The following is a 12,428-nucleotide window of genomic DNA, read 5'->3' as shown; positions in this document are numbered from 1 at the left end:
GCCGGGGCGTGGCGTGCTTACCCGCCGCGCCCGACCTTCAAGGAGCGCCCTCCATGATTCAGCCTGTCGCTGAACGTACACCGGCCGGGACCAGTTACCTGGCCCAAGGCCAGGGCCAACCCGTGGTGCTGATCCACGGCGTGGGCCTGAACAAGGAAATGTGGGGCGGGCAGTTCGTGGGCCTGGCCAACGACTACCGCGTCATTGCCTACGACATGCTCGGCCATGGCCAGAGCGCACTGCCTGCCGCCGACACCGGCCTGGAAGGCTACGCCGCCCAGCTGGCGGAACTGCTCGACCACCTGCAGATCGCCCAGGCGACCGTGATCGGTTTCTCCATGGGCGGCCTGGTCGCACGCGCCTTTGCCCTGAACTACCCACAGCGCTTGTCTGCGCTGGTGGTACTCAACAGCGTGTTCAACCGCACCCCGGAGCAGAGCGCTGGCGTCATCGCACGCGCAGCCCAAGCTGCCCAGCAAGGCCCCGACGCCAACGTCGACGCCGCGCTCGACCGCTGGTTCAGTCGGGAATACAAGGCAGCCAACCCGGCGCAGGTCGCCGCGATTCGCCAGGTACTGGCGAGCAACGACCCGCAGGGCTACCACACCACTTATTCGCTGTTCGCCACACAGGACATGTACCGCGCCACTGACCTGGGCAGCATTCAGGTGCCGACACTGATCGCCACCGGCGAACTCGACTCGGGCTCCACCCCGGCCATGACCCGCCAGCTCGCTGCCAGCATTCCTGGCGCGCAAAGTGTGGTCCTCGCCGAACAACGGCATATGATGCCGGTGGAGGCCCCCCGTGAAGTCAACAAGATGCTTCTGGATTTCCTCAGCCAAGCCCGCACCCTCACCGAATCCGCCAAGGGGATTGTTGCATGACCCTCGTTCGTTTCCAGATGTGCATCGACGGCCAATGGCTCGATGCCCAGAGCGGCAAGACCTTCGACAGCCTCAACCCAGCCACCGCCCAGGCCTGGGCGCAACTGCCCGACGCTGATGAGGCCGATGTGGAGTTGGCGGTCCAGGCCGCCCAGCGTGCGTTCGACAGCAAAGGCTGGCGCAGCATCACCGCCACCGCACGGGGCAAACTGCTGCGCAAGCTGGGTGACCTGATCGCCGAAAACAAAGAACACTTGGCTCAGCTGGAAAGCCGTGACAACGGCAAGCTGATCCGCGAAACCCGCGGCCAGGTCGGTTACCTGCCCGAGTTCTTCCACTACACCGCGGGCCTGGCCGACAAGCTCGAAGGCGGTACCCTGCCGCTGGACAAGCCTGACCTGTTCGCCTACACCGTGCACGAACCGATCGGCGTGGTAGCCGGGATCATCCCGTGGAACAGCCCCCTGTACCTCACCGCGATCAAACTGGCGCCAGCGCTGGCCGCCGGCAACACCATCGTGCTCAAGCCTTCCGAGCATGCCTCGGCGACCATCCTCGAGCTGGCCCGCCTGGCGCTGGAAGCAGGCTTCCCGCCGGGCGTGGTCAACGTGGTCACCGGCTACGGCCCAAGCACCGGCGCTGCGCTGACGCGCCACCCGCTGGTGCGCAAGATCGCCTTCACCGGCGGCGCCGCCACCGCTCGCCACGTGGTGCGCAGCAGTGCCGAGAACTTCGCCAAACTGTCGCTGGAGCTGGGCGGCAAGTCACCGAACATCATTTTCGCCGACGCCGACCTGGACAGTGCCATCAACGGTGCTGTGGCCGGCATCTATGCCGCCTCCGGGCAAAGCTGCGTGGCAGGTTCGCGCCTGCTGGTGCAGGACGAGATCTTCGACGAGTTCGTCGCCCGCCTGATCGAGCGGGCCAAGCGCATCCGCATCGGTAACCCTCAGGACGACACCAGCGAAATGGGCCCGATGGCCACCGCCCAGCAGTTGGCCGTGGTCGAAAGCCTGGTTGCTGCGGCCAAGGCTGAAGGCGCGAAGCTGCACATGGGCGGCAAACGTGCCGAAGTCGAGGGCGAAGGCTGGTTCTACGAACCGACGCTGTTCGAGTGCGATAGCAACTCGATGACCATCATGCAGGAAGAGGTGTTCGGCCCGGTCGCCGCGGTCATCCGCTTCAAGACCGAGGAGGAGGCCCTGACCATCGCCAACGACTCGCAGTTCGGCCTGGCGGCCGGCATCTGGACGCGCGACTTGGGCCGCGCCCACCGCCTGGCCCGCGACGTGCGTTCGGGGATCATATGGGTGAACACTTACCGCGCAGTGTCGGCCATGGCGCCGATCGGCGGCTTCAAGAACAGCGGCTACGGCCGTGAAAGCGGCATCGATTCGGTGCTGGCCTATACCGAGCTGAAGACCGTGTGGATCAACCTGTCCACCGCGCCGATGCCCGACCCGTTTGTGATGCGCTAAGAGGTAATACACGATGATCGAACCAGGCATCTACAAAGACGTGATGGGCTCCTTTCCGTCAGGGGTCACGGTGGTCACCACCCTGGACGCCGACGGCGCCATTGTCGGCATCACCGCCAGTGCGTTCAGTGCGCTGTCGATCGACCCGGCGCTGGTGTTGTTCTGCCCCAACTACGCCTCTGACACTTACCCGATTCTGCGTGACAGCAAGCAGTTCGCGATCCACCTGCTGTCCGCCGAGCAGACCGCCGAGGCCTACGCCTTCGCCGGCAAGGGCAAGGACAAGGCCAAGGGCATCGAGTGGCACCTGAGCGAGCTGGGCAACCCGCTGCTGGCCAAGGCCACAGCGATCATCGAGTGCGAGCTGTGGCGCGAGTATGATGGCGGCGATCACGCGATCATCGTCGGCGCGGTGAAGAACCTGGTGCTGCCCAGCGACCCGGTGACCCCGATGGTCTATCACAGAGGCAAACTGGGCGCCCTGCCCCCGCTGGGCTGATGCCCTTGGGGCTGCTGCGCAGCCCATCGCCGGCAAGCCGGCTCCTACAGGATCTCCACTGTAATGGAAACCTGTGCTGTACCTGTGGGAGCCGGCTTGCCGGCGATTGGGCCGCAAAGCGGCCCCGATACTTCTTTTTCAGGGGCCGCGCGACCCTCTCACCCTTGGTTGCGGCCCCTCTTTTGATTCGGAGCTAGGCAATGAGCAACGAAAAGTACGAAAAAGGCCTGCAGATCCGTACGCAGGTGCTGGGCGAGGACTACGTCAACCGCTCGATCCAGAACGCCGACGACTTCACCAAGCCTTTGCAGGAGCTTGTCACCGAGTACTGCTGGGGCCATGTCTGGGGCCGCGATGGCTTGTCGCTCAAAGAGCGCAGCATGATAAACTTGGCCATGATTTCCGCGCTCAACCGGCCCCACGAGCTCAAGCTGCATATTCGCGGCGCCTTGCGTAATGGCCTGAGCCGTGAACAGATTCGCGAGATCCTGCTCCAGGTCGGCATTTATTGCGGCGTGCCCGCGGCGGTGGACAGTTTCCGCCTGGCCCGCGAGGCGTTCGCCGAAGCCGATGCGGAGTCAACCCGTTAACAACGGGCTGTTCGAACCACTGCAGGGAGCACCTCGGTTCGGGGTGTTCCGCGATGTTGGCGAAACAGCCTCATAAAGAGCGCACCTGATGAAACGCCAGCCACTCGACGACAGCTTCAAGGTCAACCGCAACCCCGTAACACTGCGTGAAATCGTGCTCGACAAACTGCGCGGCGCGATCATGAATTTCCACCTGCTCCCGGGCGATCGCCTGGTCGAGCGCGACCTCTGCGACCGCCTCGGGGTCAGCCGTACCTCGGTGCGTGAAGCCCTGCGCCACCTGGAGTCCGAAGGCCTGGTGGAATTCGCCGATGCCAAGGGCCCACGCGTGGCCATCATCACCCTGGAAGACGCCCGCGATATCTTCGAGCTGCGCTGTGTACTCGAAGGCCTGATCGTGCAGTTGTTCACCCTCAATGCCAAAGCCAAGGACATCCGGGCCCTGGAGCGGGCGCTGGAGGTCAACCGCGAGGCTCTCGAGGAAGGCGAGTTGCAACAGGTGCTGGACTCGGTGCAAGGCTTTTACGAAGTGCTGCTCGAAGGCTCCGGCAACCAGGTCGCAGCGCAACAGCTGCGCCAGCTGCAGGCCCGCATCAGCTACCTGCGCGCCACCTCGGTGTCGCAGCAAAACCGCCGTGGCGCCAGCAACCTTGAAATGGAAAAAATCGTCGACGCCATCAAGAGTGGCGACCCGCTGGTCGCCCACCAGGCCTCGGTCGATCATGTGCGGGCCGCCGCCAAGGTGGCGCTGGACTACCTGCGCCAGAAGCAGGACGACAACACCAAGGTGCGCGACATGGTCGAGCCTTTGGCCCTCAAGGAACCTCGTATAGAACCCCGCATAGGCCGCTGACCATGCCCAACGCCCCGCGCTACTGCCCGCACTGCACCACAGAACTGGCCCGGGGCGTTCCCGACGGCGACACTCACGAGCGCCTGCGCTGTACCGGGTGCGGCTATGTCCACTACGTCAACCCGAAGATCATCGCTGGCTGCATCATCGAGCGCGATGGCAAGTACCTGCTGTGCCAGCGGGCGATCCCGCCCCGCCCAGGCACCTGGACATTGCCGGCCGGGTTCATGGAGGCTGGCGAAACCACCGAGCAGGCAGCGCTGCGCGAGGTGTGGGAGGAAAGCGGCGTGCGTGCCGAAATCGTCTCGCCCTACTCGATCTTCAGCGTGCCGAAAATCAGCGAGGTGTACATCATCTTTCGCGCGATCGCCACCGAGGAGACCGGGCAGTACGGGCCCGAGACGCTGGCCTACACATTCTTCGAACCCGACCAGATCCCTTGGGAAGAGATCTACTACCCGGCGATACGGCAGATTCTCGAGCGTTACATCCTCGAGCGGCAGGCTGGGGTGTACGGGATCTACATGGGCAATGACGACACCGGCAAGGTGCACTTCATTCGTTGAGCCTGCTGCGGCCTCATCACCGGTGCAGGCTGCATAAAGCCCTCGCCAATCCGCTATTCTCGGTGCACCCTTATCATCCCCGGCAGAAGGATGGGCAGAGCACACATGGCTAAATGGCTAGACGGCGGCGGGCTGATGGCCGAACGCATTCGCAATCACGACTGGACCACTACCTCCCTGGGCCCGATCGAGACCTGGCCTGACGTACTCAAGACCACCGTGGCCCTGTGCCTGGCCTCGCGCTTTCCTCAGGCAATTCTCTGGGGGCAAGACCTGCTCACCCTGCATAACGACGCATTCCTGCCAATCCTTGGCAAAAAACCGCAAGCGCTGGGCAAGCCGTTTCGCGAAGTGTGGCAGGAAGCCTGGACCGACATCGCGGCCATGGCCGAACGCGCCTTGGGCGGCGAAGCCGTCTATATCGAGGACTTCCCGCTGACCATCGACCGCAACGGCGGCCCGGAGCGCGCTTACTTCACCTTCTGCTACAGCCCTATCCGTGACCAGAACGGCGAAGTGGTCGGCATGCTCGACACGGTCACCGAAACGACCGTCAGCGTTGTCACCAATCAGCGGCTGGCGTTTCTGGACGACCTGGGCCGAGCCGTGGCGAACGCCACCGACTCGGACCGGGTAATGGCCATCACTACCGGTATGCTGGTGGAGCACCTGCAGCTGTCCAGCTGTGCGTACGCCGTGATGGATGCAGACCAGGATGGCTTCACCATCTGCGGCGACTCTGTAGCACCCGGGTCTCCACGGCTGGTGGGCCAATACCGTCTGGCCGACTTTGGCCGCCTGGCGGTCAGCCGACTGTGCAACGGCCTGCCGCTGGTGATCAACGACAACCTGAGCGAGCTGGCCAGTGAAGAAGCCGCCACCTTCCAGGCCATTGGTATTACCGCGACCATCTGCATGCCATTGATCAAGGCAGGTCGACTCACCGCGCTGATGGCCATCCACGACAAGGCGCCACGGCGGTGGTCACCTTACGAGCAGGCGCTGATAGGGGAAGTGACGGAACGTTGCTGGGCGCATATTCAGCGGGTTCAGGCCCATGCCGAAGTGCGTGAGGCGCTGGGCGCACTGGAATCGCTCAACGCCAGCCTGGAACACCGGGTCGAAGAACGCACCACTCAGCTGTTGCACACCGAAGCGGTCCTGCGCCAGGCACAGAAACTCGAAGCCATCGGTCAGCTGACCGGTGGCGTGGCCCATGACTTCAACAATCTGCTGACCATCATTCGCTCATCACTGCACTTCCTGCAGCGCCCCAACCTCGAAGACAGCCGTCGCGAACGCTATCTCAAGACCATGACCGACACGGTCGACCGCGGCGCCAAGCTGACCGGCCAGTTGCTGGCCTTCGCCCGCCGTCAGGCATTGAGCCCCCAAGTATTCGAAGCCGGATCGCGCCTGCAGGCCATGGCCGACATGCTTGATACCGCTACGGGCGCGCGGATCCAGGTAAAACTGGAGCTGCCGTCGACGCCATGCCACATCCGCGCCGACCTCAGCCAACTGGAAACCGCAGTGATCAACCTGATGCTCAACGGCCGTGATGCCATGGCCGGCGAAGGCACCTTGCACCTGCGCCTGCTGCCCAACCAAAGCATGTCTGGCCGGCGCGATCAGCAAGAGCACCCAGGGCCGTTTGCCGCCATCTCGGTGGTGGACAGCGGTGTCGGCATCGCCGCCGAGCTGCTCGACCGTATCTTCGACCCGTTCTTCACCACCAAGGCGCCTGGCGAAGGCACAGGGCTTGGACTGTCGCAGGTGTTTGGCTTCGCCAAGCAATCCGGGGGCGATGTAGAGGTAGCCAGCATCCAGGGCCAAGGGACGACCTTTACCCTGTACCTGCCACAAGTTGAACAGCCTGCCGAGCAGGCAGATGCGGCCACAGAGCTCAGCCAAACGGAGGTGGGTGGCGCGCAGCGTAGAATACTGGTGGTGGAAGACAACGCCGACCTCGGCACTTTCACCGCCCAGATCCTCGAAGACCGCGGCTACCGGATCAGCTGGGTGAACACTGCGGAAGAGGCCTTGAGGGAGCTGGACGGCGCGGCGGGAGATTTCGATGCGGTATTTTCCGATGTGATGATGCCCGGCATGGGCGGCTTGGCCCTGGCCCGCGAGCTACGCCGCCAGCGCCCGCAATTGCCTGTGATCCTCACCTCCGGCTACAGCGACGCGATTGCCGAAGGCGGCCATGAGGGGTTCACATTCCTGGCAAAGCCCTATTCGGCAGAGCAGGTATGCCTGCTGCTTGGGAAGGTGCTGGGGCCCTGATGGCTGTCAAGGCTTGCCGGTAAGCAAGCGCGCCACACTCTGCGCCAGTTCTGCGCGCCGGTACGGCTTGCGCAACACCTCGAAGCCCTTGAGTTCGCGCGGTGTCAGGTTGGCGTAGCCGGTAATGATCAGCACTGGCAGGTCAGCCTGACGCTCGCGCATCCGTTGAGCGAACCGCACCCCGGTCATATCAGCCATGACATGATCGGTCACCAGAACATCCGGCCACCAGCCCTTCTCCACCAGCTGCAACGCTGCAGCGGCACTGGCGGCTTCGGTCACCTGATAACCCAGTTCACGCAACTGCAGCGCTGTGGCATGGCGCACGATCTCCTCGTCGTCCACCAGCAGCACCCGAAGTGCACCGTCGGCAAGCGGCACCTCGGCCATTTCACTGTCACGACACACCGCAGCCACATCGCTGCCGGGCAGCCATAACGTGGCAACGGTACCCTCCCCTTGCTGCGAGCGTATCTGGAAGCCGCCACCGGACTGTACGGCCAGCCCCTGGACCATCGGCAGGCCAAGACCAGTGCCCTTGCCCACGCCTTTGGTGGAATAGAACGGTTCGATGCAGCGGCGCAACTGATCTTCGTCCATGCCACTGCCACTGTCGCGAACCTGCAGCCACACCAGCGTCCCGTCAGTGAGGCCCGCGGGCCTTGGGGGACCGTCGGCCTCAAGCCCTGCGCAGATGCTCAAGGTGCCACCGTCGCCCATGGCGTCGCGGGCGTTGACCGCAAGGTTGAGCAGCGCCAGTTCCAGTTGATGGGGGTCTACGAGGACCGCAGGCAGGGCTGGGTCAATCTGTACCTGCACGGCAACTGTCGGCCCCAGTGATCGGGCCAGCAGCTCGTGCATGTCCTCTACCAGAGCGGCCAGCGACACGGCCTGCGGCTTGAGAGTTTGTCGGCGGGCAAAGCTGAGCAACCGCCCGACCAGATTGCGCGCACGCTCGGCAGCCTGCAGCCCCCCGTCGATCAGGCGCGGGGCACGTTCGGCGTGCGGCTGCCGACGCAGCAACTCAAAAGAGGCGATGATAGGCGTGAGCATGTTGTTCAAGTCATGGGCAATACCGCCAGTCAACTGCCCGATCATTTCCAGCTTGTGCGCTTCGTGCAACTGCAGCATTGCCGCCTCACGCTGGGCGAGTGCCGCCGTAACGCGCTCCTCCAGGCTGTCGTTGAGCAGGTGCAGGGCGCGTTCTGCGCGGGCATGGGTAATGGCCGCCCAGCCTTGCTTGGCGGTTTCCGCCACCAACTGGCATTCCTCTTCAAGGCACTGGCGCGGGCTATGAAAGTGCACGCCAAGCATGGCCTCCAGGCGACCGCCACGCAGCACCGGTACATGCAGCGTGGAACATAGGCCGCTCAGGGGTGACGTTGCGCTGTCATGCGCTTGCTGCACCACCTGCCCTGCCGCCAACTGCTCATGCAGCGATGCGCCGTAAGTCGCATAGTGGTGTTGGCCGACGAGCGATGGCACGCCCTCAGCCCAATCGTGCGCGACCTTGAAACCTGCGCCATCGCCCTGATCTTCGCCAAAACAGACTTGCGCCGCCCCCAGGTGCTCGGCCAGGCGGCTCACCACATAGGCTTCGATGCGGTCTGCTTCGCCCAGCCCGGGCAACGTGCGGCCCAACTCCAGCAAGAACGCCTGGTTCTGCTGGAGGCGCACCCGCTCGGTGGTCTCGGTGACCAGGCACAACACGCCGCCGACAGTACCATCGGCCTCACGCACCGCGGAATAAGACACATCGAAGTACACCGTCTCGCCCAATCCGTGGCGTTCTATATAAAAGGGGCGATCCTTAGCCGCGAAGGTCTGGCCAGTCTCACGCACACCGCGCAGCAACGGCTCGAGGTCATGCCACAGTTCGCGCCAGTACTCCTTGCCTGGACGCCCCAATGCGTGGGGATGCTTGCTGCCAATGGTCGGCGCATAGGCGTCATTGTAAAGCGCAGCAAAGGCCTCACCCCAGAACAGCACGAACTGCGCCTGGGCCGGCAATAATGTGGCCATCACCGCCTGCAAGTGGGGCGACCATGCTTGAGGCGGGCCGAGCGGCGAGTCGCTCCAGTCCATCGTCTGCAGCAGTGTGCCGATGGCACCGCCATTGAGCAGGAAGTGTGGTAGCGGATTGGGGGTTTCGTGTCGTTGAAGCGGTTTCATGTCTGGGATGTCCCGGGCATATTGCCATCTATCTGAGGATAAGAGATGTGCAATAAACAGTTCGTTCCCAGGGATTCGCCGTTAATTACTCCCCCTCTGCCTGATTCAGAACTGGATGCTGTCGATGTAACTTAATGCACTTCAATCGGGCAGCTCGCACCAACACCGCACACCCGTTTGAACGCATACCTGCTCAAACCGGACAAACCCGGGCCTCCCAGCCCGGTGGCCCGCTCCTTGCTACCACTCGCCCCTTAACCTTTTGTCAGCCTTAGGTTTTTTAAGGTTTATGGGCACATATTTACTAATTTCTCCTTCCCCCCGCACCCCGCATCATCGCTCCAACAAGAACGCGTCGCCCTTCGCCGGCACGCACCCGGGCAGCACCCGATGCCCAACCTTGCCTTGGAGTCAGTCATGACCAGTGCAGCCAATTCGGCACCCCTCATAGAAAAACACACGATCGGCTACGTGCCCCCGCAAGACCGCCATGGAAAGGTAAGGGATCTGTTCACGCTGTGGTTCGGCGGCAACATCGCGCCGCTGCCCATCGTCACCGGCGCGCTCGGCGTGCAGCTGTTTCACCTGAACCTGCTGTGGGGCATCGTCGCCATTCTGGTTGGCCACCTGGTCGGCGGAGTGCTGATGGCGCTGCACTCGGCCCAGGGCCCGCAAATGGGCATCCCGCAGATGATCCAGAGCCGCGCCCAGTTCGGCTCGCTCGGGGCACTCCTCGTGGTGGTGATCGCCGGCGTGATGTACATCGGCTTTTTCGCCTCCAACATCGTCCTGGCCGGCAAATCGCTGCATGGCGTGGTCGACAGCGTGCCGGTACCGGTGGGTATCGTCATCGGCGCGCTGGGCTCGGGGATCATCGGCATCATCGGCTATCGCTTCATCCACGTGCTCAACCGCATCGGCACCTGGGTACTGGGCATCGGCATCGTGATCGGTTTCGGCTACATCTTCACCCACGTGCAGAGCGACGATTTCCTCACCCGCGGGGGCTTCAACCTGGCCGGCTGGCTGGCCACCGTGTCGCTGGCGGCGCTGTGGCAGATCGCCTTTGCTCCCTACGTGTCGGACTATTCGCGTTACCTGCCGGCTGACGTGAAGGTGTCTTCCACCTTCTGGACCACCTACCTTGGGTCGGCACTGGGCTCGAGCCTGTCGTTCATCTTTGGCGCCGTGGCGGTGCTGGCGATCCCCGCCGGCATGGACACCATGGACGCGGTCAAACTCGCCACCGGCACCCTCGGCCCGATCATGCTGGTGCTTTTCCTGCTCAGCGTGATCAGCCACAACGCCCTCAACCTCTATGGCGCAGTGCTGTCGATCATCACCCTGATCCAGACCTTCGCCTACCGCTGGATCCCCACAGCCAAGAGCCGTGCGGTACTGTCGCTGATCGTGCTGGCGGCCTGCTGCGTGGTGGCGGTGTTCGCCTCGGCGGACTTCATCGGCCACTTCGTCGACATGGTGCTGGTGTTGCTGGTGGTGCTGGTGCCGTGGACCGCGATCAACCTGATCGACTTCTACGTGATTCACAAGGGCGACTACGACATCCAGTCGATCTTCAAGGTCGATGGCGGTATCTACGGGCGCTACAACCCGCAGGCGCTGACCGCCTATGCAGTGGGTATCGTGGTGCAGATTCCGTTCATGAACACGCCGCTGTACGTGGGGCCGATCTCCGAGCACATCAACGGTGCCGACCTGTCCTGGCTGGTGGGCCTGCTGATCACTTCGCCGCTGTACTGGTGGCTGGCGAGCCGCGACAGTGCCTATCGCCGTCGCCAGACCAGTGCCAAGCTCGCGGCCGCAAGCTGATCAGGCAGATGCGCCAGGGCCTGGCGCAATGACAATCGCCTGGAAACGGGCGGTTGTGACAGCTCAGGGCGCCGCCAGCCACTGCCCGGTGATGCTGTCGTAGCTTCCGTTGGCTACGCTCAGGTGCAACCACTGATCGACGTAGGCCTTCCAGGCCACATCATCACGGGGCAGCAGGAAGGCCTTTTCGCTGTACTGCATGGCGCGTTCCGGGTTGACCGCACACAGCCCGGGTTTGAGCTTCTGCTGATAACGCGCTTCGCTGGCGTCGGTAATCATTACATCGGCCTTGCCAGACAGCAGCTCGTCAAAAATCGTCACGTTATCGTGCAGACGTATGCGCGCCTGGCCAAGATGCGCGCGTGCGAACGCCTCGTTGGTGCCGCCGGCGGGTTCGATCACCCTGACCTGGGGCTGGTTGATTTGCGCCACCGTCTGATAAAGCCGCACATCGGCGCAGCGTACCAGCGGGATCTTGCCGTCGACGCCCAGTGACTCACTGAAAAATGCCTTCCTCTGCCGTTCCAGTGACACTGAAATGCCGCCGACCGCAATGTCACAGCGTTGGCTCAGAAAGTCCGGCATCAGGGTTTTCCAGGTAGTGGGCACCCAATGGATGTTCACCTCGAGGCTCTTGGCCAGTGACTGAGCCATGGCAATGTCGATACCTTCATAGCTGCCGTCCGCGCGCAGGGACGAATAGGGCTTGTAGTCTCCAGTCGTACAGACCCTGAGCGTACCGCGCTGAAGGACCTCATCGAGGCGCGAAGCGGTGGGCGCGGCAATTGCGTTACCGGCCATGGCTGCCAATAGGCAGAAGGTCAAAGGAGCTTTCATGCGGTCGGGTCCTTGTGAGCATGGTCGCTGCCGCCATTGGTCTGGGCAGAGCGAGGGTTGGGAACGTCAATGGAAATTAGGGCCACCAGCCCTCTACTTTCCTGCTGCTGCTCCAGTAACCATATTCTGAATTCGATAACTCCACAGCCAGCTCGATAACATCTGAAGCACTTGCTTCTAGCGGATTATGCGAAAAATCCTATTAAAAATACATTTTTTAAGGGGAGCCTGCGCATTACATTGAACGAGAGTCAATGGATGTCCGCTCGCTTGGCTTGCTCAACCATCAGCACCCACCAAGCTGCGCTCGAAAGTAACCTCTCCGGCTCGCTGCTGAACAAAGCCACTGTTTGGGCAGAGCCTGTTGCTTACAGTATCTCGGCGGGTACTCTGGCTAGCGCCATTGAAAAATTCGCCGCTGCCAGTG

10 protein-coding genes are annotated in these 12,428 nt (G+C 62.9%); 8 read left to right on the top strand and 2 right to left on the bottom strand.

The window, feature by feature from the left end:
* The first annotated feature begins 53 nt into the window (after positions 1-53).
* From ACMGF5_RS20475 to ACMGF5_RS20445, 7 genes are all read left to right on the top strand, one after another.
* A complete protein-coding gene (locus ACMGF5_RS20475; protein WP_204917804.1) occupies positions 54-887 on the top strand; it encodes an alpha/beta fold hydrolase in 834 nt (277 codons plus the stop codon).
* Positions 884-2,365 (top strand): aldehyde dehydrogenase, encoded by a 1,482-nt coding sequence (locus tag ACMGF5_RS20470; protein ID WP_414157140.1) that lies wholly within the window; start codon positions 884-886, stop codon positions 2,363-2,365. The genes ACMGF5_RS20475 and ACMGF5_RS20470 overlap by 4 nt, the downstream gene beginning before the upstream one ends.
* Positions 2,366-2,378: 13 nt before the next feature.
* Positions 2,379-2,864: a flavin reductase family protein gene (locus tag ACMGF5_RS20465; protein ID WP_204917800.1), complete on the top strand. Its 486-nt coding sequence runs from the start codon at positions 2,379-2,381 to the stop codon at positions 2,862-2,864.
* A gap of 200 nt (positions 2,865-3,064) precedes the next feature.
* Positions 3,065-3,454, top strand: coding sequence for a carboxymuconolactone decarboxylase family protein (locus ACMGF5_RS20460; RefSeq protein ID WP_012314144.1), 390 nt, complete (start codon positions 3,065-3,067; stop codon positions 3,452-3,454).
* 88 nt (positions 3,455-3,542) lie between these two features.
* Entirely contained in the window at positions 3,543-4,307 is a 765-nt protein-coding gene (locus ACMGF5_RS20455; RefSeq protein ID WP_414157139.1) for a GntR family transcriptional regulator, read from the top strand.
* Between the two features lie 2 nt (positions 4,308-4,309).
* Positions 4,310-4,873, top strand: coding sequence for an NUDIX hydrolase (locus ACMGF5_RS20450; RefSeq protein WP_039603160.1), 564 nt, complete (start codon positions 4,310-4,312; stop codon positions 4,871-4,873).
* 105 nt (positions 4,874-4,978) lie between these two features.
* Positions 4,979-7,162 (top strand): response regulator, encoded by a 2,184-nt coding sequence (locus tag ACMGF5_RS20445; RefSeq protein ID WP_414157138.1) that lies wholly within the window; start codon positions 4,979-4,981, stop codon positions 7,160-7,162.
* 6 nt (positions 7,163-7,168) lie between these two features.
* Here ACMGF5_RS20445 and ACMGF5_RS20440 read toward each other — a convergent pair whose 3' ends face one another.
* On the bottom strand, positions 7,169-9,334 hold the full coding sequence (locus ACMGF5_RS20440; RefSeq protein WP_414157137.1) for a response regulator: 2,166 nt from the start codon (positions 9,332-9,334) through the stop codon (positions 7,169-7,171).
* 417 nt (positions 9,335-9,751) lie between these two features.
* Here ACMGF5_RS20440 and ACMGF5_RS20435 point away from each other — a divergent pair, with 417 nt between their 5' ends.
* A complete protein-coding gene (locus ACMGF5_RS20435) occupies positions 9,752-11,164 on the top strand; it encodes a purine-cytosine permease family protein (RefSeq protein ID WP_119688918.1) in 1,413 nt (470 codons plus the stop codon).
* A 63-nt stretch (positions 11,165-11,227) separates the two neighbouring features.
* On the opposite strand, the gene ACMGF5_RS20430 is transcribed toward ACMGF5_RS20435, so the two are convergent.
* Positions 11,228-12,001 (bottom strand): transporter substrate-binding domain-containing protein, encoded by a 774-nt coding sequence (locus ACMGF5_RS20430; RefSeq protein WP_119688917.1) that lies wholly within the window; start codon positions 11,999-12,001, stop codon positions 11,228-11,230.
* Positions 12,002-12,428: the final 427 nt, after the last annotated feature.

The sequence above is a fragment of the Pseudomonas sp. BNK-15 genome (assembly GCF_047456105.1).
In the GTDB taxonomy this organism is placed as follows: Bacteria; Pseudomonadota; Gammaproteobacteria; order Pseudomonadales; family Pseudomonadaceae; genus Aquipseudomonas; species Aquipseudomonas putida_E.
The sequence above is the reverse complement of the archived record's forward strand: the minus strand, read 5'-3'. Positions and strand labels throughout refer to the sequence as shown.

Excerpts from the sequence above, each read along its gene's own strand:
- ACMGF5_RS20475 (WP_204917804.1), top strand. The coding sequence starts at position 54 with ATGATTCAGCCTGTCGCTGAACGTACACCGGCCGGGACCAGTTACCTG.
- ACMGF5_RS20470 (WP_414157140.1), top strand. The coding sequence starts at position 884 with ATGACCCTCGTTCGTTTCCAGATGTGCATCGACGGCCAATGGCTCGAT.
- ACMGF5_RS20465 (WP_204917800.1), top strand. The coding sequence starts at position 2,379 with ATGATCGAACCAGGCATCTACAAAGACGTGATGGGCTCCTTTCCGTCA.
- ACMGF5_RS20460 (WP_012314144.1), top strand. The coding sequence starts at position 3,065 with ATGAGCAACGAAAAGTACGAAAAAGGCCTGCAGATCCGTACGCAGGTG.
- ACMGF5_RS20455 (WP_414157139.1), top strand. The coding sequence starts at position 3,543 with ATGAAACGCCAGCCACTCGACGACAGCTTCAAGGTCAACCGCAACCCC.
- ACMGF5_RS20450 (WP_039603160.1), top strand. The coding sequence starts at position 4,310 with ATGCCCAACGCCCCGCGCTACTGCCCGCACTGCACCACAGAACTGGCC.
- ACMGF5_RS20445 (WP_414157138.1), top strand. The coding sequence starts at position 4,979 with ATGGCTAAATGGCTAGACGGCGGCGGGCTGATGGCCGAACGCATTCGC.
- ACMGF5_RS20440 (WP_414157137.1), bottom strand. The coding sequence starts at position 9,334 with ATGAAACCGCTTCAACGACACGAAACCCCCAATCCGCTACCACACTTC.
- ACMGF5_RS20435 (WP_119688918.1), top strand. The coding sequence starts at position 9,752 with ATGACCAGTGCAGCCAATTCGGCACCCCTCATAGAAAAACACACGATC.
- ACMGF5_RS20430 (WP_119688917.1), bottom strand. The coding sequence starts at position 12,001 with ATGAAAGCTCCTTTGACCTTCTGCCTATTGGCAGCCATGGCCGGTAAC.